The sequence below is a fragment of the Dyella marensis genome, assembly GCF_049532885.1.
Taxonomy (GTDB): domain Bacteria; phylum Pseudomonadota; class Gammaproteobacteria; order Xanthomonadales; family Rhodanobacteraceae; genus Dyella_D; species Dyella_D marensis.
This window is the reverse complement of record NZ_CP064029.1, coordinates 2865702-2888111: the sequence shown is the minus strand read 5'-3', so window position 1 is coordinate 2888111 and position 22410 is coordinate 2865702. Positions and strand designations below refer to the sequence as shown.

The 22410-nt window shown below is 67.8% G+C and carries 23 protein-coding genes; 13 read left to right on the top strand and 10 right to left on the bottom strand.

Annotated features, from left to right (window positions below; genetic code table 11):
- Nucleotides 1-4: 4 nt before the first annotated feature.
- Together ISN75_RS12385 and ISN75_RS12380 are read right to left on the bottom strand one after the other, a co-directional pair.
- Nucleotides 5-166, bottom strand: coding sequence for a hypothetical protein (locus tag ISN75_RS12385; RefSeq protein WP_167256972.1), 162 nt, complete (start codon nt 164-166; stop codon nt 5-7).
- A 15-nt stretch (nt 167-181) separates the two neighbouring features.
- Nucleotides 182-1966 carry a thiamine pyrophosphate-requiring protein gene (locus tag ISN75_RS12380; RefSeq protein ID WP_168647279.1) on the bottom strand — a complete coding sequence of 595 codons (1785 nt, stop codon included), beginning with the start codon at nt 1964-1966 and terminating at the stop codon, nt 182-184.
- A gap of 209 nt (nt 1967-2175) precedes the next feature.
- Here ISN75_RS12380 and ISN75_RS12375 point away from each other — a divergent pair, with 209 nt between their 5' ends.
- Nucleotides 2176-3018, top strand: coding sequence for an outer membrane beta-barrel protein (locus ISN75_RS12375; protein WP_343819924.1), 843 nt, complete (start codon nt 2176-2178; stop codon nt 3016-3018).
- Between the two features lie 124 nt (nt 3019-3142).
- Here the strand turns inward: ISN75_RS12375 and ISN75_RS12370 are convergent, their stop codons facing one another.
- Nucleotides 3143-4048: a Ku protein gene (locus tag ISN75_RS12370; RefSeq protein ID WP_343819922.1), complete on the bottom strand. Its 906-nt coding sequence runs from the start codon at nt 4046-4048 to the stop codon at nt 3143-3145.
- A 173-nt stretch (nt 4049-4221) separates the two neighbouring features.
- Here ISN75_RS12370 and ligD point away from each other — a divergent pair, with 173 nt between their 5' ends.
- Complete coding sequence (gene ligD / locus ISN75_RS12365; RefSeq protein WP_343819920.1) at nt 4222-6804, top strand: DNA ligase D; 2583 nt, start codon at nt 4222-4224, stop codon at nt 6802-6804.
- A 122-nt stretch (nt 6805-6926) separates the two neighbouring features.
- On the opposite strand, the gene ISN75_RS12360 is transcribed toward ligD, so the two are convergent.
- Nucleotides 6927-7379 (bottom strand): PA2169 family four-helix-bundle protein, encoded by a 453-nt coding sequence (locus ISN75_RS12360; protein WP_167256977.1) that lies wholly within the window; start codon nt 7377-7379, stop codon nt 6927-6929.
- Nucleotides 7380-7487: 108 nt separating this feature from the next.
- Here ISN75_RS12360 and ISN75_RS12355 point away from each other — a divergent pair, with 108 nt between their 5' ends.
- Nucleotides 7488-7640 (top strand): DUF3309 family protein, encoded by a 153-nt coding sequence (locus ISN75_RS12355; RefSeq protein WP_343820154.1) that lies wholly within the window; start codon nt 7488-7490, stop codon nt 7638-7640.
- A 266-nt stretch (nt 7641-7906) separates the two neighbouring features.
- On the opposite strand, the gene ISN75_RS12350 is transcribed toward ISN75_RS12355, so the two are convergent.
- Nucleotides 7907-9241 carry a sigma-54-dependent transcriptional regulator gene (locus tag ISN75_RS12350; protein ID WP_168647282.1) on the bottom strand — a complete coding sequence of 445 codons (1335 nt, stop codon included), beginning with the start codon at nt 9239-9241 and terminating at the stop codon, nt 7907-7909.
- Nucleotides 9242-9499: 258 nt separating this feature from the next.
- Between ISN75_RS12350 and ISN75_RS12345 the strand changes: the two genes are divergently transcribed.
- Nucleotides 9500-9883 (top strand): hypothetical protein, encoded by a 384-nt coding sequence (locus ISN75_RS12345; protein WP_343819917.1) that lies wholly within the window; start codon nt 9500-9502, stop codon nt 9881-9883.
- 3 nt (nt 9884-9886) lie between these two features.
- Here ISN75_RS12345 and ISN75_RS12340 read toward each other — a convergent pair whose 3' ends face one another.
- Nucleotides 9887-10201: a BON domain-containing protein gene (locus ISN75_RS12340; protein ID WP_168647284.1), complete on the bottom strand. Its 315-nt coding sequence runs from the start codon at nt 10199-10201 to the stop codon at nt 9887-9889.
- A 150-nt stretch (nt 10202-10351) separates the two neighbouring features.
- On the opposite strand from ISN75_RS12340, the gene ISN75_RS12335 reads away from it, so the two are divergent.
- The gene (locus ISN75_RS12335) at nt 10352-10546 is read left to right on the top strand and encodes a hypothetical protein (protein WP_167256982.1); all 195 of its coding nucleotides are present in this window, start codon (nt 10352-10354) and stop codon (nt 10544-10546) included.
- 115 nt (nt 10547-10661) lie between these two features.
- Here the strand turns inward: ISN75_RS12335 and ISN75_RS12330 are convergent, their stop codons facing one another.
- The 3 genes from ISN75_RS12330 to ISN75_RS12320 form a co-directional block, all read right to left on the bottom strand.
- Nucleotides 10662-12596 carry a PAS domain S-box protein gene (locus ISN75_RS12330; RefSeq protein WP_343819914.1) on the bottom strand — a complete coding sequence of 645 codons (1935 nt, stop codon included), beginning with the start codon at nt 12594-12596 and terminating at the stop codon, nt 10662-10664.
- A gap of 134 nt (nt 12597-12730) precedes the next feature.
- Complete coding sequence (locus ISN75_RS12325) at nt 12731-13126, bottom strand: response regulator (protein WP_167256984.1); 396 nt, start codon at nt 13124-13126, stop codon at nt 12731-12733.
- Between the two features lie 158 nt (nt 13127-13284).
- Nucleotides 13285-13782 (bottom strand): hypothetical protein, encoded by a 498-nt coding sequence (locus ISN75_RS12320; RefSeq protein ID WP_167256985.1) that lies wholly within the window; start codon nt 13780-13782, stop codon nt 13285-13287.
- A gap of 138 nt (nt 13783-13920) precedes the next feature.
- On the opposite strand from ISN75_RS12320, the gene ISN75_RS12315 reads away from it, so the two are divergent.
- From ISN75_RS12315 to ISN75_RS12295, 5 genes are all read left to right on the top strand, one after another.
- A complete protein-coding gene (locus ISN75_RS12315) occupies nt 13921-15051 on the top strand; it encodes a DUF3182 family protein (protein WP_168647286.1) in 1131 nt (376 codons plus the stop codon).
- Complete coding sequence (locus tag ISN75_RS12310; RefSeq protein ID WP_343819910.1) at nt 15038-15859, top strand: alpha/beta hydrolase family protein; 822 nt, start codon at nt 15038-15040, stop codon at nt 15857-15859. Before ISN75_RS12315 ends, ISN75_RS12310 begins: the two co-directional genes overlap by 14 nt.
- Before the next feature lie 108 nt (nt 15860-15967).
- Nucleotides 15968-16963 (top strand): SDR family oxidoreductase, encoded by a 996-nt coding sequence (locus ISN75_RS12305; protein ID WP_343819908.1) that lies wholly within the window; start codon nt 15968-15970, stop codon nt 16961-16963.
- A gap of 22 nt (nt 16964-16985) precedes the next feature.
- Nucleotides 16986-17453, top strand: a complete 468-nt coding sequence (locus ISN75_RS12300; protein ID WP_167256988.1) for a DUF421 domain-containing protein — start codon at nt 16986-16988, stop codon at nt 17451-17453.
- A complete protein-coding gene (locus tag ISN75_RS12295) occupies nt 17450-18397 on the top strand; it encodes a cation diffusion facilitator family transporter (RefSeq protein WP_343819906.1) in 948 nt (315 codons plus the stop codon). Before ISN75_RS12300 ends, ISN75_RS12295 begins: the two co-directional genes overlap by 4 nt.
- 792 nt (nt 18398-19189) lie before the next feature.
- Here ISN75_RS12295 and ISN75_RS12290 read toward each other — a convergent pair.
- Nucleotides 19190-20749, bottom strand: coding sequence for an Nramp family divalent metal transporter (locus ISN75_RS12290; protein WP_423385065.1), 1560 nt, complete (start codon nt 20747-20749; stop codon nt 19190-19192).
- A 99-nt stretch (nt 20750-20848) separates the two neighbouring features.
- On the opposite strand from ISN75_RS12290, the gene ISN75_RS12285 reads away from it, so the two are divergent.
- The 3 genes from ISN75_RS12285 to ISN75_RS12275 all read left to right on the top strand — a co-directional run bounded on the left by ISN75_RS12285 (nt 20849) and on the right by ISN75_RS12275 (nt 22383).
- A complete protein-coding gene (locus ISN75_RS12285; RefSeq protein WP_343819904.1) occupies nt 20849-21505 on the top strand; it encodes a UdgX family uracil-DNA binding protein in 657 nt (218 codons plus the stop codon).
- Nucleotides 21506-21668: 163 nt separating this feature from the next.
- On the top strand, nt 21669-22070 hold the full coding sequence (locus ISN75_RS12280) for a CBS domain-containing protein (protein ID WP_167256346.1): 402 nt from the start codon (nt 21669-21671) through the stop codon (nt 22068-22070).
- A gap of 70 nt (nt 22071-22140) precedes the next feature.
- Entirely contained in the window at nt 22141-22383 is a 243-nt protein-coding gene (locus ISN75_RS12275) for a hypothetical protein (protein WP_343819901.1), read from the top strand.
- Nucleotides 22384-22410 lie beyond the last annotated feature (27 nt).

Genomic DNA, 22410 nt, shown 5'->3' with positions numbered 1-22410 from the left:
CTCGCTAGCGCACGCCGGTGTCGCGCTTGGCCGCCTTGTCGGTGGCTTTCTCGCCTTCACGGATCTTGCGGTCGCGGTCCTTCTGGCCTTTACGGTCCTGGCGGGCCACGGCGTTGACGTTGCGGTCGCCGCTGCCGTGCGGGCGGTTGGCGGGTGGTTTGGGCATGTGAGGTACCTCGCTTCAATCTTCGGCGCCGAACAGGCCGGCCAGCACCTGGCGCGCCGTCTGGCGCACCACGCCGGCGCGGTCGGTATCGCCGCCGGCCAGGGCGCTCAGGTAGTGGCGGGCCTGCTCCCAGTTCACGTGCGGCGGCAGCGGCGGCACGTCCGGATCGGTCTCGGCCTGGATCACCACCGGGCCGTCCGCCGCGAAGGCGGCACGCCACGCCTCGGCGATCTGCTCGGGGCGATCCACGCACAGGCCGCGAAATCCCAGCAGCTCGCCGTAGCGCGCATAAGGGAACGGTTCGACGTCCTGCGCCGCGTCGAATTTCGGATCGCCGGCCAGCGCGCGCTGTTCCCAGGTCACCTGGTTCAGATCGCGGTTGGACACCACCAGCACCACGAAACGCGGATCGCTCCAGCGCTTGCAGTACTGCTTGACGGTGACCAGTTCGGCATTGCCGTTCATCTGCATCGCGCCGTCGCCGACGATGGCCAGCACCGGCCGGTCCGGCCAGGCCATCTTCGCGGCGATCGCATAAGGCACGCCGCCGCCCATGGTGGCCAGGCCGCCGGAGAGGGAGGCGAGCATGCCATCGCGCAGCTTCACGTCGCGCGCGAACCAGCCGGTGTGCGAACCGCAATCGCCGCAGACGATGACGTTGTCGGGCAAGTGCGCGGACAACTCCCAGAACACGCGTTGCGGGTTGATCGGCGTAGCCGGCGCCATGGCGCGGTCTTCCAGCAGGCGCCACCATTTGCGCACGTTCAATTCGATGCGCTCGCGCCAGTCCGGATTGCGCTTCTCGCGCAGCAATGGCAGCAGGCGGCGGATCGTCGCGGCCGCATCGCCTACCAGGTTCACTTCCGCCGGGTAGCGCAGCGACATGTTGCGCGGCGCGATATCGATCTGCACCGCGCGCGCCTGGCCGTCCGGCGGCAGGAATTCCGAATACGGGAACGTGGTGCCGATCATCAGCAGCGTGTCGCAACCGTTCATCAGCGCCCAGCTCGGCTTGCTGCCGAGCAGGCCGATCGGGCCGGTCACGTAAGGCAGATCGTCCGGCAACACGGTCTTGCCCAGCAATGCCTTGGCCACGCCGGCATCGAGCCGTTCGGCCAGTTCGCGCACTTCCGCCGACGCGTCAAGCGCGCCCGCGCCGACCAGGATGGCGACGCGCTGGCCCGCATTGATCACCGAGGCGGCGCGCTCCATTTCCATGGCCGTCGGTTGCGGATGGGGCAGGGCAAGGCCGACGCCGGAATACACGTTGCCATGCTTGCGCGGCGGACTGGGCACGGCAGGCAGCAGTTGCAGATCGTGCGGCACCACCACCACCGCAACGGCGCGTTCGGCCTGCGCGATGCGGATCGCGCGGTCCAGCACGTGGCGCACCTGCGCTGGCGTGGTGACGGTTTCCACGTAGTTGGCGACGTCCTTGAACAGCGATTGCAGATCCACTTCCTGCTGGTAGTCGCTGCCCAGCGCCGAGCGTGCCTGCTGGCCGACGATGGCCAGCACCGGCATATGGTCCAGCCGCGCGTCGTAAAGGCCATTGAGCAGATGGATGGCGCCTGGCCCTGACGTGGCCAGGCATACGCCGATCTGTCCGGTGAACTTCGCGTGCCCGCAGGCCATGAACGCCGCCATTTCCTCGTGGCGCACACGCACGTAGTCGAAGCGGTCCGCGGCGCGGCCCATCGCGCCCATCAAGCCGTTGATGCCGTCGCCCGGATAACCGAATACGCGCTTGATGCCCCAGTCGCTGAGGCGTTCGAGAATGAAATCGCCGACGGTATGCATGCTGCCGCAGTGTGGGCACGCACGGTTCAAATCCGCGGCACGCGCCCGTGAACGGGCTGTTGCACGCGAAGCATGCGCTGGCGAGCAGCCGCATTCATCGCACGTTATTTGCCATACGCAATGTCGTCGCGCTCTTCACGATCGACCAACATGATGTCGACTTCGTTCTGACTAGATTTCCAGCGCACCTCGACATCAGGAGTCCACGCATGAACGAACGGAACCGGCGCTCGAACCTCCGCGTCGCAGCCAAGCTCTCGGCCGCCGTGCTGCTCGCCTGCGGCAGCGGCGCCGCCGCCGCGCAGCAATCGCCCGCGCTGGATAACGTCAGCGTGTGGCTGGGCGGCTTCTATGCCAACACGGATACGAGAATCAGCGCGAATGACCGCAATAACCTGGTCCGCGGCCATATCAATCTGGAAGACGACCTCGGTTTTCCCGATCACAAGCTCAGCCCGCGCGCACGCGTCGACGTGCTGCTCGGCGAACACCAGGGCTTCTCGTTCGATTACTACACGATCAATCGCGAGGAAACGCGCTATATCGCCCGCGCCATCGATTATCGCGGCGTGACGTATGGCGCTTCGGCCAAGGTCAGCGGCAAATTGAATTTCGATTTCGGCAGCGCCGCATATCACTGGTGGTTCGGCAGCGGCAATGGCGTATTCGGCCTCGGTGTCGGCGCTGCGTACTACGGTGTCAGTACGCGGCTGAGCGGCGAGGCAACCGTGCTCGGGCAGACGGCGCAGGCCACCGCCAAGAGCGACGACAACGCCTGGGCGCCGATGCTGCGGCTGGGCTGGCGCTATGCGATCAACGACCAGTTCCGCGTGTATGTGGATGCCTCGGGCGTGAAGAAGAACGGCGGCAAGCTGGGCGGCCATATCTACAACGGGGCGGTCGGGCTGGAATGGTTTCCCTGGAAGAACGTCGGCGTGGGCGCGGAGTACGGCTACACCAAGATCAAGATCAAGCAGCGCCACAATGCGTATGACGACCAGCTGGATATGAAGGTCAATGGGCCTTCGCTGTTCCTGCGGCTGCGTTTCTGAAACGCTACCCTCGCGCGTAGGTTGGGGTGAGCCAGAGGCGAACCCCAACGCATTGCATCGTGGTCGCATTGTTGGGGTTCGCCTTCGGCTCACCCCAACCTACGCCGTGCGGCGTGGCGTTCTTTCAGCGCCGCCGGTGGCCGGCCCGCTTTGCCGCCTTCTTCGCCGGGGCTTTCTGCTTCGACCTCGCCGCCGCCTTCTTGGCTGGCGCCTTCTTTGCCGCCGGCGTCCGCTTGTTATCCGACAAGCTCTTCTGCAGCAGCGACATGAAGTCCACCACATTGGTCGCCGTTTCCTCGGCCGGCTCTTCCTCCCGTTCCACCGGCGTGACCACGCCCTTGGATTTCATCCGCTTCTCGATGGTCTTCTTCAGCCGGTCGCGGTATTCGTCCTTGTAATCGTCGGCTTTCCACTTCGTACTCATCGCCTCGATCAGCTGCTCGGCCATGTCCATCTCGCGCGCAGAGATGCGGTAATGCGAGGGTGCCTGGTCCGGAATGCTGTACTCGCTGGCGTCGACGATCTCCTGCGGATAGCGCAGCAGCATCAGGTACAGCGCCTTGTCGCGCGGCACCACCTCGCACAGGTATTCGCGCGAGCGGATCACCACCCGCGCGATGCCCACCCGGCCGGTGCGCGCCAGGATCTCGCGCAGCAGTACATAGCCCTTCTCGGATTTTTTCGCCGGCACCAGCACGTAGGGCTTCTCGACATACTCCGGCCCCACGGCATCGGCCTCGACGAAAGCTTCGATCTCCACCATCTCCTTGCTTTCCGAGCGGGCGGCCTGCACGTCCTCCGGCTCCAGCACCACATAGCTGCCTTTCTTGTATTCGAAGGCGCGCACGATGTCTTTCCACGGCACTTCCTCGCCGGTCTCGGTATTGACGCGCTCATAGCGGATCGGCGCGTTGTTGCGTCCGTCCAGCATGCGGAAATGCAGGTCCACGTTGCGCTCCGCGGGCATCAGCGACATCGGGATATTCAACAGGCCGAACGAAAGCGAGCCGTTCCAGATCGGACGAGGCATGGCGAGGCCACCCGGATAGCGGAAGGGGGATCGCAGCAAAGCGTGGCACGGGTAAAGCGGGCGTGACCGCTGCGTGTCCACTGTACCGATGCCGGCTATCAACCTTATGGTCACAGCCGCAGCACTAGGCTGGCCCCACTGCCGGCGCGGCGCCGGCGCCGGCCGGTCCCGCCATGAAACTTCAGGAATATCGACGCAAGCGCAACTTCCGGCACACCGCCGAGCCGCCGCCCACGGCGCGCGCCAAGGCCGGCGGCAGCATCTTCGTGGTGCAGAAGCACGCGGCGCGGCGGCTGCACTACGACTTCCGCCTGGAGATCGACGGTGTGCTGAAGAGCTGGGCGGTGCCGAAGGAACCCAGCTTCGATCCTTCGGTAAAGCGCCTGGCGGTGGAGGTGGAAGACCATCCGCTGGCCTACGCGGATTTCGAAGGCGATATTCCCGAAGGCAACTACGGTGCCGGCCACGTGGATTGCTACGACCGCGGCGTGTGGTCCGCCGAGGGCGATGTCGACCAGCAGCTGCGCAAGGGGCATCTGCATTTCACCTTGCATGGGCAGCGGCTGAAAGGCAGCTGGCATCTGGTGCGCGGGCACCGCAAGGAGCGGCAACCGTCGTGGTTCCTGATCAAGGCGCACGACCGCTATGCGGTCGAGGACGGCGAGGCAGCCGGGCCGGCGGCGAGCGAGAGCGCGAAGAAAGGCATGGCGAAGAAGACAGCGGGCAAGAAAGCGGTACCCGCCGCGGCGAAGCATGCCAAGGCCAGCCGCCAGCGCACCGCCCGGCGCGCCTCGCTCGCCACGCTGGCCAAGCAGGCCGCCGCGCTGCCGGGTGCGCGCAAAGCCGCCATCCAGGCCGAATACTTCGCGCCGGAACTGTGCCGCCTGGTCGAACAGCCACCCCGCGGCGACCAGTGGCTGCACGAAGTGAAATGGGACGGCTACCGCCTGCTCGCCGCCATCGCCGACGGCGAAGTCACCTTGTGGTCGCGCAACCGCATCGCCTGGACCGGCCGCGTGCCGGCCATCGTGCATGCGCTGGAGCTGCTGGGCCTGGACAGCGCGCGCCTGGACGGCGAGCTGATCGCCATCCGCCATGGGCACAGCGACTTCGGCACGCTGCAGCAGGTGCTGTCCGGCGAATCGCGCGCGCCGCTGATGTACGCGATCTTCGACCTGATCCATCTGCAGGGCCACGACCTCAGCCGCGTGCCGCTGCACGAGCGCAAGCAGCTGCTGCAGCGCCTGCTGGCCGCCGCGCCCGATACGCAGCACCAGCTGCTGTTCAGCGCCCACCACACCGGTGGCGGCGAGGGCATGTTGCAGCTGGCCGAAAAATGGAAGGTCGAAGGCATCGTCTCCAAGCTGGCCGACTCGCCCTACCGCGGCGGCCGCGGCGACGACTGGCGCAAGTCCAAGCTGATGCAAAGCGACGAGTTCGCGGTAGTCGGCTACACCCCGGGCAAGGGGACGCGCGAGGGTTTCGGTTCGCTGCTGCTGGGCCGGCCCAATGCCAAGGGCGGCTGGGATTTCGCCGGCCGCGTGGGCACCGGTTTCGGCGCGGAGCAGCTGCGGCAGATAGCCGCGCAACTGCGTCGGCACATACGCAAATCGCCGCCGGTGGAACAGGACACCATCGATCCCCTGCTGCGCCAGGCCACGTGGGTGGCGCCCGCCGTGGTGGTGGAGGTGTATTTTCGCGGCTACGGCAACCACGGCCTGCTGCGCCAGCCCAGCCTCAAGACGGTGCGCCTGGACAAGGACATCGGCGACCTGGGCCAGGGCGAGGGCGAGCGCGAGCGCGAACGCGAACGCGCATCCGCCGCATCGGCCAGGCCATCGAAACGCAGGCGCGGCGCCTCGTCCGCGCAGGAGCCAGCCATGGTGACCATTACCCATCCCGAGCGCGTGATCTATGCCGACCTGGGCATCACCAAGCAGGACGTCGCCGATTACTACCAGTCCGTGATGCCGGTGTTTCTGCCGGGCGTGGCCGGCCGGCCGGTCTCGGTGCTGCGCTGCCCCGAAGGCACCGCGGGCGACTGCTTCTTCCAGAAGCACATGATGAAAGGCCTGCACCACGTGCGCGGCGCGAAGCTGAAAGAACAGCGCGGCGACAGCGCGATCTATCTATGCCCCGACGACGCGGAGGCGGTGATGGAGCTGGTGCAGTTCGGCGTCCTCGAATTCCATCCCTGGGGTGCGCTGGCCAGCGATCCGGAGCACGCCGACGTGATGGTGTTCGACCTCGACCCCGCGCCCGACGTGAAGTGGCCGCGCGTGGTGGCGGCCGCGCGCCTGGTGCGCAAGCTGCTGGGGCAGGTGGGCCTGGCGTCCTTCCTGCGCACCACCGGCGGCAAGGGCCTGCACGTGGTGGTGCCGTTGCGCCCGGCCTGCGCGTGGGCGCAGGTCAAGGGCTTCGCGCATGCGTTTGCCGATGCCCTGGCGCGCGCCTGGCCGGACGAATTCATCGCCCAGGCCAGCAAGAGCCGCCGCGAAGGGCTGATCTTCGTCGACTACCTGCGCAATGCCCGCGGCTCGACCAGCATCGCCTCGTACTCGCTGCGCGCGCGCAAGGGCGCGCCGGTGGCGATGCCGCTGCGCTGGGACGAGCTGGGGAAATTGAAAGGCGGCGATGCGTTCGATATCCGCACGGCCGTGCAGCGGCTGAAGCGGCAGCGCAAGGATCCGTGGGAGGGTTTCGGCGAGATCGAGCAGGGCATCGAGGATATCGATGCAAGCCTGCTGTCGATGTAGGCGATCCCGCGGCGCAGGTCGGGGTGAGCGCAGCGAACCCGAACGCGGTGTTCCGGTGCCGGGCACGTTGGGGCTCGCCTTTGGCTCACCCCAACCTACGCCATGCGTAGCGGGTGCCGTGCTTACGAATGCAGCATGTGCTTCATCCGGCTCATCTGATCGTGCCCGCTGCGCACCGAGATATTCGCGTCGGCGATGATGGCCTTCGTATCCTGCGTCACCTCGCCATCCTCCAGCGCGTGCTCGAACTTGTGCTTGATGTGGTCCTCGCCGCGTTCGACCTCGTCGATCACCGCCGCGTCGCTCTTGCTCAGGCTGTTGCGTAGATTGGTGAATACCCGATGCGCCGAGGCCAGCACGGTGCCGCTGTCCTCCGGCTTGCCGCCGAGGAAGGCCACGCGCTGCTGCAGCTTGCCCACCACCTGTTCGCGCTCGGCCGCGCGGTCGCGGAACAGGCTGGCCAACTGCGAGCTCTTGGCGTCCTTGGACGCTTCGGCGTAGCCGTCGGCGCTGTCGAGCGTGGTGGCGATGAGGTCGTTGAGAACCTTGACGTCGTGCTGGTTGGTGGCAGTCATGGATAGTCTCCGCTAAGGGGGGATGAATGTCCGGTGGCGGACAGCGCCGCATGGCACGGTTGCTGCTGCGTTCAAGCTGCCACCGAAGACAGGAGAAACGTCATGTCGCTGTCGATGATCCTCTTGATCGTGCTCGTTCTGTTGCTGATCGGTGCCGTGCCGGCCTGGCCCTACAGCCGTGCCTGGGGTTACGGGCCCAGCGGCGGACTCGGCGTACTGCTGATCATCGTGATCGTGCTGCTCCTGACGGGCGTGCTGTGAACCCTCACGCCTCGCCGATGCGGCGGCAGTGCCGCCGCATCGGGTATCGCAACATCCATGCCAGCGTTCGCCAGCGCGTCATTGGCGCCAGGGCGGCGCGCGGCCGCGCGGATGGCTGCGCGCTGCTGGTAGTAAGTGCAAGCGAAGGAAGAAATTACACGCCGGCTCTCGCGCCGGCCGGGCAGGCTGACACGGCGTGGCGACGCGCTGTCGACCATGCGTTCACCGGCGGGAACAGGGAGGCTCGTCATGGCCTGGTGCCGCACCTAGGGCTTGTGTGCCAGCTCGTCGTCGGTCGACGCGTAGCGGGCGAGCTTGTTGTAGATGGTCTTGAGGCTGATGCCCAGCACGTCGGCGGTGCGCGCCTTGTCGTAGTTGAAGTACTCCAGCGTGCCGAGCAGCGCGCGCTTTTCCATTTCCTCCAGCGACATGCCCACGTGCATGTCGAAGCGGGTGCGGTCGCGCAGCGGCGCGTCCATCGCCTGCAGCGACGCGGGTATGTCGATCGAATCTTCCGCCAGCACGAAGGCGCGCTGGATCACGTGGCGAAGTTCGCGCACATTGCCGGGCCAATGGTGCGCCAGCAGCCGCGTCATGGCGTCGGCGGAAAACTGCTTGTTGGTGCCATAGCGCTCGTTGAGCCGCTCCAGCAGGTGCGCCGCGACATAGGGAATGTCGTCCGGATGCTCGCGCAGCGCCGGCATGCGGATGGGAAAATCCATCAGCCGGTAGTACAGGTCCTGGCGCAGCAGGCCCTGGTCGACCGCCTCCGCCGGCACGCGGTTGCAGGCCGCCACCACGCGCACGTCCACCGGCTGGCTCTTGTTCGAGCCGACGCGGGTGACGCGCCGTTCCTCCAGCACGCGCAGCAGATGCGTCTGCAGCGCCAGCGGCATCTCGGTGAATTCGTCCAGGAACAAGGTGCCGCCCTCGGCCTGTTCGAAATAGCCGGCATGGTCGCGCACCGCTCCGGTAAAGCTGCCGCGCTCGTGGCCGAACATCTCGCTGGGCAGCAGCTCCGGCGCCACCGCGCCGCAGTTCACCGCCACGAAGCGGCCTTTGCGCCCGCTCAGTTCATGCACGGCGCGCGCGGCCAGTTCCTTGCCGGTGCCGCTCTCGCCGTGGATCAGTACGGTTATGTCCATCGGTGCCACGCGCTCGATCTTCTCGAACACCGCGCGCATCGCGCGGCTATGCCCGATCAGCGCGCCGCAGTGCGTCTGCTGGCCTTCGCCGGCCTGGCGCAGGGCGGCGCTGGCACGTGCTCGATCCAGCAGTTCCTCGAGCTTGTCGCCGCGGATCGGCTTGACCAGGTAGTCCGCCGCGGGCAGCCGCACCGTGCGGATTGCCGTGTCCACCGTGGGGAAGCCGGTAAGCACGATGGCCTGGCCATGGCGCGACAGTGCGATGCGTTCGAGCAGGTCCAGGCCATTGCCGTCGGGCAGGGAGACATCGATCAGAGCCAGGTCGTAGGTATGCGCCGTGGCCGCATCGCTCGCCGCGGCGAAACTGGCGGCGGAGATCACCTTGCAACCCTTGAGTTTCGCGTGGGCCGTCGTCGCCTGCAGGCATCCGGGATCGTCGTCGACCAGCAAGATCATGGGTGCAATGGATGTCATGGAGTTCTCAAGCGGGCGTGAGCCGGCGAGGCGCGCCGCCGTGCGGCCGGGCGTCGCCGGAATGCCGCGGAAACCGGGGCGTTCCGCGGAAGAGGTGTGTCGTGCGCTATCGATGGTGCATGGGCTCGGGTGCACACCTCGTCTAAATCGCGTGGACAGGCCGACACAGCATCCGTGATCCGATGGCACACCGTTTGCTGCACAGGAAGCGGTGCGTTTGCCGCGCGCGCAGGAGAGGCGATGTCGGAATTACCCGTAGTGATGCTGGTGCCCGATGCGCGCGGCGAGGTGGAACGCGCGGCGCAACGCCTGCGCGAGGCCGGCTTGCGCAACCCCATGGTGCATCTGCGCAGCCTCGACGATCTCGCGCCATGGCGCAGGCAGCATCCGTGGGAGATCGCCTTCCTGATCGTCCCCGCTGAGGCCTGCAGCGAATACCTGGCCGGCGATGCGGCGCGTCCGTTGCCGGCCTATCCGGTCTTCGCGCTGCACAGCATCGGCGGCCGGCTGATGGCTTCGGTGTGGTCGTCGCCGGGTGCGGGCGCCGCCTCGCCGGTGCCGTTCGACGCGCGCGGCGTGGTGCGCTCCCTGCACAAGCTGGGCCTGCGCTGGCTGGTGCTCTGAGCGTCAGAACGGCGGCGTGTCCTCGCTCTCCACCTTCAGCCGGTTCTCCACTTCGTGCACGCCGCGTGCGCTTTCGGCGATCGCTTCCGCATCGCGCCGTGTCTGGCGCGAGGGCACCATGCCGGCCAGCAGCACGCGGCCATCGCGCACGCTGACGTCGATCTCGCTGGCATCCACGTCGGCATCGCCGGCGAGGCGTTCGCAGATGGTGTGGAGGATGTCTTCGTCGTCCGGCTGCGCGCGGCGCGGCCCCTGTTCGCCCGCATGGCCGGCCGGATCGCCGGGTTCGTCGCGCGGACCGCGTTGCGATGGTTTCATGGCGTTCTCCCGATGGCCTGTGCCGCATCGGCACGCATACGCCATGCCAATGCCGGCGCGCCCGCCGCGTTCACGTGGCGGCGCGCCCGATTGCATGCCTGTTTCACGCGTGCCGCTTCATCCTGCGGCCGCCTGCGGAGGAACCTCGCCATGAACGATCGTGACCGCAAAGACACGCGCCACCCGATGGACTCGCCCGAGACGGCGCCGGAAACCGAAGCCGAACGCGCGGCGCGCAAGCGCAAGGAAAGCGAGAACCAGGACCACTCCCTGGAGGAGACCTTCCCGGCCAGCGATCCGGTGTCGCCGTTCGTGCCGGCGAAGGCGCCGAAGGACGACGACTAGCTGGCGTGCGCCGGCGTTGCATTCCTTCGTCATGCCGGACTGCCCGGGCGTCGCATCCCTTAAGTCATGCCGGCCTGCGCCGGCATGACGGGAGATGCCGGCCAAGCGCCTGGCTTCAATCGACCCCGGCCAGCGTGTAGATCTTGCTGAGCAAGGCGCCCATATCGAACGGCTTGGTCAGCATGTCCATGCCTTCCCGCAGCGGCGGCCCCTGCTGCAGCCCCCACGAATCCGCATAGCCGGTAGTGAACAGCACGCGCAGGCCCTGCCGGTGCGGCGGTGCCTTGTCGATCATCATGCGGCCGTTGATGCCGGGCAGGCCGATGTCGGCGATGGCCAGGTCCAGCGGCTGCGGCGAACGCAGGATCTCCAGCCCGCGGTAGCCGTTGTCCGCCTCGATCACCGCGAAGCCCATCTCGCGCAGGCGCAGCGCCACCGGTTCGCGCACGGCCGGTTCGTCCTCCACCAGCAGGATGGTCGGCTGGCCTTCGAGCTTGCGCGGCCGCGGCGGCTCCGGCACGGCGACGCTCTCGGTGGCCTGGCCGGTGGGCAGGTAAAGCGTCACCGTGGTACCGCGGCCCGGTTCGCTGCGTATGCGCACGCTGCCGCCGGACTGCACCGCGAAGCCGTACACCATCGACAGCCCAAGGCCGGTGCCATGGTCCTTGGGCTTGGTGGTGAAGAACGGATCCATCGCGCGCTTGAGCGTGGCCTCGTCCATACCGCAGCCGTTGTCGCTGATCGCGATGGCCACGTAGCGGCCGCGGGCCAGATGCGGCACCTGCGGCGGGCTGCCGGCGTTGTCGAGCTGGCCGATGGTGATGGCGAGCAGGCCGCCGTCGCGCATGGCGTCGCGCGCATTGATCGCCAGGTTGAGCAGGGAGCTTTCGAAATGATGCGGGTCGCACAGCACCAGGCAGGGTTCGCGCGGGAAATCCAGGCGCAGCGTGATCGACTCGCCGATGGTCTGGCGCAGCAGCTGCTCCATGCCCAGGATCGATTCGCGCACGTCCACCGAGCGCGTCACCAGCGGCTGGCGCCGCGCGAACGCCAGCAGGCGGTGGGTGAGGGTGGCGGCGCGGTCGGCGGCGCTGTGCGCGTTGTCGATAAAGCGCACGGTGTCCGGCAGCACGCCCTGGCCCGCGCGCAGCCTGGCCACTTCCAGCGAGCCGATGATCCCCTGCAGCAGATTGTTGAAGTCGTGCGCGATGCCGCTGGTCAGCTGGCCCAGCGCCTCGATCTTCTGCGCCTGGAACAGCTGTGCGCGCGCCTCTTCCAGATGCCGCTCGCTGTCGCGGCGCTCGCTCACGTCGCGGATCACCAGGGCGAAGCCGAGCAGCCGGTTGGACTGGTCGTGCACCGCGTCGACGATCACGCAGGCCTCGAAGCGGCTGCCGTCGCTGCGCATCTGCAGGCATTCGGCGGCGGCCTTGCCTTCGGCGCGCGCTTCGTCCAGCAGCCGCCGCGGCAGGCCGGTTTCGACGTCCTCCGGCGCGAAGAACGTGGCGTAGTGGCGGCCGACCACGTCCTCGGCCTGGAAACCGTTCACCCGCCGCACGCCGCGGTTCCATTCGGTGACCAGGCCTTCCACGTTGAGCATGCAGATCGCGCAGTCCGACACGCTGTTGACGAACAGGCGGAAGCGCCGTTCGCTCTCGCGCAGTTTTTCCTCGGCCATGCGCCGGTCGGTCATGTCGCGCAGCATCTTGGCGTAGCCGATCAGTTCGCCGTGTTCGTCGCGGATCGCGTCCAGCGCCACATAGGCCCAGAAGCGGTGGCCGTTCTTGCGCACGCGCCAGGCTTCCTCCGCATGGCGGCCAACGCGCGCGGCAATGGCCAGCGCATATTCCTCGCGGTGGGCGCGGCGTTCGGCGGCCGGGTAGAACATGGCGGCGGACTGGCCGATCACCTCGTCCGGCCGGTAGCCCAGGATGCGTTCGGCGCCCTTGTTCCAGCTGACGATGCGGCCGTGCGCGTCCAGCATGTAGATCGCGTAGTCGACGATCGAATGCACGAGCAGTTCGTAGGAAAGCGGGGTGGCGGTCGGCACGGGAAGCTCCGTGGACTGGCCAGGTTCGGAATGGCCCGCCGGTGCCAGTCCAAGCTCGCCGGAGGCCGGTTCGCCGCCGGCGCCGTGGCCCGTGGGCGGCCTTGTCGCATCGAGCTGCCGGCGGTCCGTCCCGGTCACGAGGCCTGCGCGTGCCAATGCGAAGCGTCACCGGCGGCGCGGCCGCAGGCCTCGTCGATCGCCGACAGCAGCTGGCGGCGCCCGTAGGGCTTGGGCAGGAAGGTGGCATGCGGATGCGACCAGCCGCTGAACGGGTCCATGTCGCCGGACACCACCACCATCGCCGCGCGCGAGCCTTGCGCGCGCAGCTTGTCCACCAGCGCGGTACCGCTCATGCCATTGCCCAGGTTCACGTCGGTGAACACGATGTCGATGTCGTCGCGCGACAGCGCCACGCGAAAGCCTTCTTCCGCATTGCGCGCATGCAGTACCTGGTAGCCCGAGGAAATCAGCAGGACGCTGGTGACTTCCAGGATTTCGGGCTCGTCTTCGATAACCAGGATGGTGGACATGGCGGGTATCGCATGCAGCGGATGGGGCTTGGGGACTGTAGCGGCACGCGCAGTCATGGCGACGTGACGGCAGCGTGCATGGCTTGCCGGACCGCGCAGCGCCGCGCGGCCTGATCCATGCAAAGAACGCAGCCGGCCGGCAATATTTTCAGTGCGCGTCAGCTCAGCACCGCCGGCGTATCGAATGGCAATTGCCGTGCGCCGATCTCCGCCAGCCGCGGCGCCGCCCGCGCCAGCGCCTCGCCGCTGCCGTCGAGTACCAGCAGGATGCGGCCCTGCGCGATCTCGTCCTCGAACTTGCGCCGCACCGGATCGGGCACCGACGAGCCGGCCAGCGCGCTGGCCCAGGCGCCCATGCTGGCGCCGATCAGGGTCATCGCGCCGACGCCCGCGAGGGTGAGGCCGATCGGAGCGATGCTCACCGCCACCACGCCGGCCAGCAGGCCCGCCGCGCCGCCGCCGACCACGCCGCGCACGGCGGCGGGGTAGAAGTCGTTGTCGACCACCTTGCGCTGGTCGGGAATCGCTTCGAGCTCGATATCGTCGCGTGCGATCAGCGAGATGTCGTCGAAGGCGATGCCGGACTCGCGTGCGATCTTCATGCCGCGCTTGACCATGTCCATGCCGTCGGTACTGAAGACGTGTCTGGTTTTCATATCGGCCTCGTCTGTCTGCGTGGGGAAAGCGGTGCCGCGCGTTCACGTGCCTTGCGCGCCGCGGCGGGAACACTGCGGGCATGGCGGACGGGCCGGATCCCGTTCCCTTGCTCACCAGCGCCGGAGGAACCCGTGTCCATGGCTGAGAGCTCCCCGCATTCCCGCGATGCAAGACGCGTGCTCGTCTACGCGCCGATGGGCCAGGCGCCCGGCGGACACGAGCTGGCCACCCACCTGTGGGTCGCCGAACGGCTGGCCGGCCTGCTCGGCATGAGCTACGGCGGCATCGGCCGCGACACCGAACGCCGGCCGCAGGGCGAGCGCTACGTGGTGCCCTACCGCACCTTGAATGCGCGCGAGGCGCGGCGTTTCGGCATCGCCGGTCCGGCCGACCTGTTCGGCGGCGTGGTGAACGAGGATTTCGTCGGCACCAAGCTGATCACGCATGGCCTGGTGCATCCCGGCAGCGTCGCGCCGCCGGGATGGTCGGAACGCTTCGCCGAGCGCATCGCCGACGTGGTGCTGCCGGGCTATTCGGTGTTCACCGCCAGCGACCTGCGCATCGCCGCCGCGCAGTTGCTGCGCGATGGCAGCGTGCGCATCAAGTCGCCATGGGACATGGGCGGCCTGGGCCAGCGCGTGGTGTCCACGGCCGCGGAGCTGGAGCCGCTGATCGAAGCGGCCGGGCCGGGTCCGTGGCTGGACGGCGGCTACGTGGTGGAACGCAATCTGCAGGACGTGGCCACCATGAGCGTGGGGCAGGTGGTGCTGGAAGGCATCCGCGCCAGCTATGTCGGCCGCCAGCGGCTCACCCGCAACCACGACGGCCTGTGGGTCTACGGCGGCACCGACCTGCTGTGCGTGCCGGGCGGCCTCGAAGCGCTGCGCCAGCTGCCGCTCACCGGCGACCAGCGCCTGGCGGTGGAGCAGGCGCGCTGCTATCACGACGAGGCGCTGCAGTGTTTTCCGGCCATCTACGCCTCGCGCGCCAACTACGACGTGGCGCAGGGCCGCGATGCCGCCGGCCGCTGGTACTCGGGCGTGCTGGAGCAGTCCTGGCGCATCGGCGGCGCCAGCGCGGCCGAGGTGGAGGCGGTGGGCGCGCTGCAGGCCTATCCCTCGCGCCGCACGGTCTGGGCCGCCACCCGCGAGAGCTACGACCCGCGCGAGCCGGTGCCGCCGGACGCCAAGATCGTCTACCACGGCGACGACGCGCAGGCCGGCTTCCTGATCAAGTACGTGAGGACCAAGCGCAGTGCCGGTACGTGACGACGTCATCCATATCAGCATGCGCGGCCGCGAACTGGCCGGCACGCTGATCTCGCCCGCGCCGCGCATGCCGGCGGTGCTGATGGTGCACGGCTGGGGCGGCAGCCAGCGCCAGTACCGCGCCAATGCGCACAAGGTGGCGGCGCTGGGCTGCGTCTGCCTGACCTTCGACCTCACCGGCCACGTCGCCACCGCCAGCCAGCGCGATACGGTGTCGCGCGAGGAAAACCTGCACGACATGCTGGCCGCGTACGACTTCCTCGCCGCGCATCCGCTGGTCGAGCACGATTGCATCGCGGTGGTGGGCAGCAGCTATGGCGGCTATCTCGCGGCGCTGCTCACCGAGCGCCGCCCGGTGCGCTGGCTGGGCCTGCGCGCGCCGGCCATCTACCGCGACGAGGACTGGGGTGTGCCCAAGCGCCTGCTCGCGCGCGTGCAGAAGCTGGCCGACTACCGGCGCGAACCGCTCGCCGCGGAGGACAACCGCGCCCTGCGTGCCTGCTCGCGTTTCACCGGCGACGTACTGATCGTGGAATCCGAGCACGACGAGATCGTGCCGTCGCCGGTGCTGGCCAGTTACCGCAAGGCCTGCGCACAAACGCATTCGCTCACCTATCGCGTGATCTGCGGCGCCGACCACAGCCTGGGCGACGAGGCCTCGCGCGAAGCCTACAGCTCGATCCTGGTGCACTGGCTGGAAGAAATGCTGCTGGGCGCGCGCGGACAGGTGCGCGCCGCTTCGCCGAACGTGCGCGGCGGCGACAAGCAGGAAACGCCGCTGCGCCGCGCGAAACAGGGCCACGGCTAAACGCTCACGCCATCACCAAGTCGATTTGACAGCGGATTCATAGCGGCGAACCGACCATCGAACGCGCAAGCATGCCTTCCCACCGCTTCCGCGCGAGGACTCCTCACGATGGCCACCCGCACCCGCACCCGCTCCAAGGCGACCACCGCCGCCAATCGCCAGCGCGCCGTCCAGCGCGGCATCGACGAAAAAGACCAGGCCAAGGCCGGCGCCGCGAACAAGCCGGCCAAACCCAAGCAGGCCGGCGCGCGCAAGCAGCCGGAAATCCCCTTGCCGGAACAGCACCAGGCGAAGCCGGGCAAGGAACACCAGCTGCGGCCGCGCCCTCGCTTCGAGGCACCCGATTACAAGGGCAGCGACAAGCTCAAGGGGATGGCCGCCCTGATCACCGGCGGCGACTCGGGCATCGGCCGCGCCGTCGCCGTGCTGTTCGCGCGCGAAGGCGCCGACGTCGGCATTGTCTATCTCGAATCCAGCGACGACGCGGAGGAAACCCGCCGCCATGTGGAGGAAGAGGGCGGCCGCTGCCTGCTGATCCAGGGCGACGTGGTCGATCCGGATTTCTGCCGGCAGGCGGTGGACGAAACCGTGGAGGCATTCGGCCGCCTCGACGTGCTGGTCAACAACGCCGCTTTCCAGGAACACGCCGACAGCCTGCAGGACATCACCGAAGAACATATGGATCTGACCTTCCGCACCAATCTGTACGGTTATTTCCATATGGCGCGCGCGGCGCTGCCGCATATGAAAGCCGGTGCCAGCATCATCAATACCGGCTCGGAAACCGGCCTGTTCGGCAATCCCAGGCTGCTCGACTACTCCGCCACCAAGGGTGCGATCCACGCGTTCACCCGCTCGCTGTCGGCCAACCTGGCGAAGCAGGGCATCCGCGTGAATGCGGTGGCGCCGGGGCCGGTGTGGACGCCGCTCAATCCGGCGGACCAGCCGGCGAAAAGCGTGGCGAAGTTCGGTTCGTCCAATCCCATGGGCCGCCCCGCGCAACCGGAGGAAGTGGCCCCCGCCTATGTGTTTCTCGCGGCGCCGAGCTGCGCCAGCTATATCTCCGGCGCGATCCTGCCGGTGATGGGAGGCCCCACCGGCTGAGCGGGAGGAGGGCAGGCAGCGCATGAGCATCACCGACCTCACCATGCCCTGGTACATGTTCGTGATCCGGGGCGCCGTCGCCTATATCGGCCTGCTGGCGCTGCTGCGGCTGGCCGGCAAGCGTACGTTCGGCGAGCTGTCGGCATTCGACATCGTGGTGCTGATCCTGGTGGGCGGCACTTTGCGCACGGCGATCGTGGGCGACGACAACTCCTTGCTGGGTGCGTTCATCGGCGTGGCCACCATCCTGGCGCTGGACCGCATCATCGCTTTCTTCGCCGCGCGCATGTCCGCGCTCAACCGGCTGGTGGAAGGCGAACCCGCCGTGCTGGCGCGCTATGGCCTGGTCGACCGCGAGGCGCTGCGGCGCAACAACGTGCCGATGGCGATGTTCGAGCGCGCCATGCGCGCGCAGGGCGTGCGCAGCGTCGGCGACGTGGTGGAGGCGCGGCTGGAGCCGAACGGCAAGATCACCATCGTGCATCGATGAATACCGCGCCGACAGCGCCGGCGCGCGGACATCCCAGCCGCCGCGTCATCCTGGCGGCCCTGCTGGGCAACGGCGCCATCGCCGCCACCAAGGCCGTGGCCGCGTTCGTCACCGGCAGCTCGGCGATGTGGAGCGAGGCGGTGCATTCGGTGGTGGACACCGGCAACCAGTTCCTGCTGCTGCACGGCATGCGCCGCGCGGCGCGGCCGGCGACGCCGCGGCATCCGTTCGGGCACGGACTGGAGCTGTATTTCTGGGCCTTCATGGTGGCGATCCTGATTTTCGGCCTGGGGGCCGGCGTGTCGATCTACCAGGGCATCGACAAGATCCGCCAGCCGCATCCCATGCAGCACGTGTGGGCCAATTACGCCGTGCTGCTGGCCGCGGCCGTGTTCGAGGGCAGCGTATGGCTGCTGGCCTTGCGCACCTTCCGCCGGCAGACGCGCCGCGCGCCGCTGCTGAGCGCGGTGCGCGCCAGCAAGGATCCCACGGTGTTCACCGTGCTGTTCGAGGACACCGCCGCGCTGCTGGGCATCCTGGTGGCGCTGGCCGGCGTCACCGCTTCGACGGTGCTGCATCAGCCCCTGTACGACGGGCTGGCCTCGGTGGTGATCGGCTTGATCCTGGCGGCGACCGCTCTGCTGCTGGCGAACGAGTGCCGCAGCCTGCTGGTGGGGGAGGCGGTGCGCCCCGAGGTGGCGGACGATGTGCGGCGGCTGGTGCTGGCGCAGGCGGAGGTGAGCGGGGTCAACGAGTTGCTGACGATGCATTTCGCGCCGCGGGAGGTGTTGCTGAATATCAGTGTTTCGTTTGTGCCGTCGTTGTCGGCGGGGGTGATTCAGGATGCGGTGAACCGCATGGAGAGGGAGATCAAGAGGATGCATCCGGAGATCCGGAGGGTGTTTATTGAGGCCCAGTCTGGGCCTCGGAAGGGGGGAGGTTAGCTCGTCATCCCGGCGTAGGCCGGGATCCAGTTTCTGTGTCGCCTGGTTTTTGCGTTACCGCGGACTGGCCGCTTATGCAGCGGGCATTCCGGACGCCTGCCGGCGCCCGGGTCACTTTCTCTTTGCTGGCCCAAAGAGAAAGTAACCAAAGAGAAATGGCCTCAAGTCAAAGGCTCGCGACGCGACTAGAAGGAGCAGTGGGCGGCTGCGGTAGTCTGATTAACCTGGGTCTACAAGAAACGGCAGTGCGTTTACGTAGCGGGTGCTTCAACGTGCCGTGGCCGAGAGGACTTTCAAGGACTGAGGCCAGCTTTTGCTCTTCGTTCCTGCACACCTCACGACATCACCCCTCTCCCCTCCGGGGAGAGGGCAGGGTGAGGGGCCGGGCGGAGCGCAACGCTAAATCTTGCCGTGGCGTAGGTTGGGGTGAGCCGCAGGCGAACCCCAACACCCGCACCTTCACGCGCCTCGCCACGTTGGGGTTCGCCTGCGGCTCACCCCAACCTACGCCGACGTCGCGGGGTGTAACGCCGCGCTCCGCCCGAACCCTCATCCGCCTGCCGCAACCTTCTCCCGGAGGGAGAAGGATTCGACCTGAGAATCTGAGGTAAAACGCACCGCTCAAGCTGGCCTCAGTTCTTGAACATCCTCTCGGCGACGGCACGTTGAAGCACGCGTTACGTAAACGCACTGCTGTTTCGTGTAGACCCAGGTTAATCAGGTTACCGCAGCCGTCCACTGCTCCTTCTAGTCGCGTCGCGAGCAGTGGCTCTCAGGCCATTCTCTCTTTGGTTACTTTCTCTTTGGGCCAGCAAAGAGAAAGTGACCCGGGCGCCGGCAGGCGTCCGAAATGCCCGCTGCATAAGCGGCCAAGTCGCGGTAACGCAAAAACCAGGCGATACCGCAAAAAAGATCCCGACCTACGCCGAGATGACAAACAATCGCGTCAGCGCAAAAAAATGCCCCACCAAAGGGAATCAACCAACCTGCCCCGGCAGCGTCACAAACATCACCACATCCGCCACCCCCATCACCGCGGTGGCCACCCACCCACCCCACCTCACCCAAGGCGCCACCACATGCGCCCCCCATCACCCGGCGGTCCCCCGCCAGCAACACAATCACCGCCATCAGCGGCACCGCCGCCACCCCATTGATCACCGCGCTCCAGAACAGCGCCTTCATCGGATCGATCGGCGTCAGCGTAAGCGCCGTACCCAGCAGCACCGACGCCACCAGCAAGGCATAGAACACCCGCGCCTCGCGGGGCTTCTTCTCCAGTCCGCAGGGGCGCTCCCACGCATCCGCCAGAAAGAACGCGGTCGAGCCTGCCAGCACCGGAACCGCCAGCAAACCCGTGCCGAAAATGCCGGCGGCAAACAAGGCGAACGCCAACGGACCGGCCACGGGGCGCAAGGCGGCGGCTGCATCCACCGAAGTCTGGATCTCGGTCTTGCCATGCGCATGCAGCACCACCGCCGCGGTCAGCATGATGCAGAACGCCACCGTGTTGGAGTAGAGCATGCCCACCACGGTATCGATGCGGATGCGCCGCCGCGCCTGCGGCGCCTGCTCGGGGGCCTGGTCGAGCGGATCGCGTTCGGGATCGTGGCGCAGCTCTTCCACTTCCTGCGCGGCCTGCCAGTAGAACAGGTAGGGACTGATGGTGGTGCCGAGGATGGCCACGATGGTCACCGCGTAATCCGCCTTCCATTGGATCTGCGGAATCACCAGCGCGGTCAGTGCTTCTTTCCATGGCACGTGCACCACGAACAAGGTGCCGACATAGGCGAACAGGCTGAAGGTCAGCACTTTCAGGTAGGGCGAATAGCGCGAGAAGGGAACGAAGACCTGCAGCCCCAGCGAGAGCAGGGCGGCCAATGTGCTGTACAGCAGCCGCGGCCCGCCGGCCAGCAGCTGCACCGACGCGCCCATCGCGGCGATATCGGCGCCGAGGTTGATCACGTTGGCGATCGCCACCCACACCGCCAGCGTGCGCACCAGCCAGGGCGGAAAGCGGCAGGCCATATTGCGCGCCAGGCCCTTGCCGGTGGTGCGACCGATCATGGCGCTGGCGGCCTGGATCGCCACCATCAGCGGGATCGACAGCAGCACCGACCACAAGGTGCCGACGCCGTACTTCGCGCCGGCCTGCGAGTACGTGGCGATGCCGCTGGGATCGTCGTCGGCGGCGCCGGTGATCAGGCCGGCGCTCAGGCGCTTGAGCCAGGACGTGCGCGGCTGCGCTTGCGCCGGATTTCGGGCGCGATCGGAAGGCGGCTGTTTGCTCGAGGACATGCGGCTGCGTGGTGGCAAGTGATGCCGCAGCATCGGCCGCGCGCTTTCACGCATGCGTGAATTCCGCCGTGGGGTTGCGTGAGCACCGCATGCTCCGGTTCGTTGACACGCAGTGCATCGGCTTTTCAGCTGCGATCGGTTAATCCGTGCCGCATGCCGCGTTCGACCGAACCCGCCACCGTCCTGCCGCTGGCCAGGCCGCCAGAGCATATTCCGGCCGGCGCGCTCGCCACGGTGCGGCGCAAGGCGAAGCGATGCCACGACTGTCCGTTGTGGATGCACGCCACCCAGACCGTCTTCGGCATGGGGCCGGCGCATGCGCAGGTGATGCTGATCGGCGAGCAGCCCGGCGCGCAGGAGGATCTGCAGGGCGAGCCTTTCGTCGGCCCCGCCGGCCGCGTGCTGGACAAGGCGCTGGCGCAGGCGGGGTTGAGCCGCGAAGCGATCTATCTCACCAACACCGTCAAGCATTTCAAGTTCGAGCCGCGCGGCAAGGCGCGCCTGCACAAGCGCGCCAATGCGGCCGAGCAGGCCGCCTGCCGCCAGTGGCTGGCGGCGGAACTGCTGAAGGTGAAACCGCGGCTGCTCGTGGCGATGGGCGCGATGGCGGCACAGGCGCTGTTCGGCGCGCGCTTCCGCATCACGCGGCAGCGCGGGCAATGGCTGCCGCTGGCCGCGGGCGCGCAGGGCATCGCCACCTGGCATCCTTCCTACGTGCTGCGCGCGCGCGACGACGAATCGCGCGAACGCATCTATGCCGAGCTGGCGCATGACCTGCGCCTGGTCGCCGCCCGCCTTGCCGCGGGATGAACGAAGCCGCGGCTGTGGAAGAGCCTGTTGACCCTCTGCACGCATCGCTTTCAATCGCCGGTACGCACCATGCAGGCGTGCGGATCGCAGCGTGTGCTCCGCCTGAGCGCAGCGCAATGCGCCACGGAGGATGGGAGAAAACGCAATGAAGGCAAGAGACATCATGACCCCGCAGCCGCGCTGCTGCTCCGCCGACGACACGCTCGAACACGCGGCGCGGATCATGCTGGAAGAGGACGTCGGCGAAGTGCCGGTGATCGATGCGCAGCGCCATCTGGCCGGCGTCATCACCGATCGCGACATCGTGGTGCGCTGCGTCGCCAACGGCGAGCGCACGGACCAGTCGCGGGTAGGGCAGTGCATGACCGCCCCGGCCAGGACCTTGCAGCAGGATGCCACGCTGGAAGAGGTTGCCAACCTGATGAAGGGCGAGCGCATCCGGCGCGTGCCGATCACCGACGGCGACGGCGAAATCTGCGGCATCGTGGCCCTGGCCGACCTGGAGCGCACCGATGCGCGCTCGCTCAAGGCCGAGGTGTCCGAGCGCGTCGCCACGCCCCATTGAGCGCAGCGCCGCGTGCATGGCGCGCCGGCGCGCGCACCGCTTTCCATTCCACGACGACACGAGGCATCCCATGAAACGCTTCAGCGCATACGCGACCACCGTTCTCAGCATCGCCTTGCTCGCCGCGGCCGGCTGTTCCGGCCGCAACGACAGTACCGACTCCAATGCGGGCGGCACCACGCCGTCCTCGTCCGCCAGCGCGCCGGCCGCCACGCCGCCGCCGCCCGCCATGTCGCCGACCAGCTCCACGCTTCCGCCGGCCTCCAACGCTTCCTCGCCGGCGCCGGCGCCGGCCAGCACAGCCGCGCATTGACCTGAAGCAGGAGGCGCGGCGGGACTC

Coding starts and splice junctions, on each gene's coding strand:
- ISN75_RS12385 (WP_167256972.1), bottom strand. CDS start 166: ATGCCCAAACCACCCGCCAACCGCCCGCACGGCAGCGGCGACCGCAAC.
- ISN75_RS12380 (WP_168647279.1), bottom strand. CDS start 1,966: ATGCATACCGTCGGCGATTTCATTCTCGAACGCCTCAGCGACTGGGGC.
- ISN75_RS12375 (WP_343819924.1), top strand. CDS start 2,176: ATGAACGAACGGAACCGGCGCTCGAACCTCCGCGTCGCAGCCAAGCTC.
- ISN75_RS12370 (WP_343819922.1), bottom strand. CDS start 4,048: ATGCCTCGTCCGATCTGGAACGGCTCGCTTTCGTTCGGCCTGTTGAAT.
- ligD (WP_343819920.1), top strand. CDS start 4,222: ATGAAACTTCAGGAATATCGACGCAAGCGCAACTTCCGGCACACCGCC.
- ISN75_RS12360 (WP_167256977.1), bottom strand. CDS start 7,379: ATGACTGCCACCAACCAGCACGACGTCAAGGTTCTCAACGACCTCATC.
- ISN75_RS12350 (WP_168647282.1), bottom strand. CDS start 9,241: ATGATCTTGCTGGTCGACGACGATCCCGGATGCCTGCAGGCGACGACG.
- ISN75_RS12345 (WP_343819917.1), top strand. CDS start 9,500: ATGTCGGAATTACCCGTAGTGATGCTGGTGCCCGATGCGCGCGGCGAG.
- ISN75_RS12340 (WP_168647284.1), bottom strand. CDS start 10,201: ATGAAACCATCGCAACGCGGTCCGCGCGACGAACCCGGCGATCCGGCC.
- ISN75_RS12335 (WP_167256982.1), top strand. CDS start 10,352: ATGAACGATCGTGACCGCAAAGACACGCGCCACCCGATGGACTCGCCC.
- ISN75_RS12325 (WP_167256984.1), bottom strand. CDS start 13,126: ATGTCCACCATCCTGGTTATCGAAGACGAGCCCGAAATCCTGGAAGTC.
- ISN75_RS12320 (WP_167256985.1), bottom strand. CDS start 13,782: ATGAAAACCAGACACGTCTTCAGTACCGACGGCATGGACATGGTCAAG.
- ISN75_RS12315 (WP_168647286.1), top strand. CDS start 13,921: ATGGCTGAGAGCTCCCCGCATTCCCGCGATGCAAGACGCGTGCTCGTC.
- ISN75_RS12305 (WP_343819908.1), top strand. CDS start 15,968: ATGGCCACCCGCACCCGCACCCGCTCCAAGGCGACCACCGCCGCCAAT.
- ISN75_RS12300 (WP_167256988.1), top strand. CDS start 16,986: ATGAGCATCACCGACCTCACCATGCCCTGGTACATGTTCGTGATCCGG.
- ISN75_RS12295 (WP_343819906.1), top strand. CDS start 17,450: ATGAATACCGCGCCGACAGCGCCGGCGCGCGGACATCCCAGCCGCCGC.
- ISN75_RS12290 (WP_423385065.1), bottom strand. CDS start 20,749: ATGCGTGAAAGCGCGCGGCCGATGCTGCGGCATCACTTGCCACCACGC.
- ISN75_RS12285 (WP_343819904.1), top strand. CDS start 20,849: ATGCCGCGTTCGACCGAACCCGCCACCGTCCTGCCGCTGGCCAGGCCG.
- ISN75_RS12280 (WP_167256346.1), top strand. CDS start 21,669: ATGACCCCGCAGCCGCGCTGCTGCTCCGCCGACGACACGCTCGAACAC.
- ISN75_RS12275 (WP_343819901.1), top strand. CDS start 22,141: ATGAAACGCTTCAGCGCATACGCGACCACCGTTCTCAGCATCGCCTTG.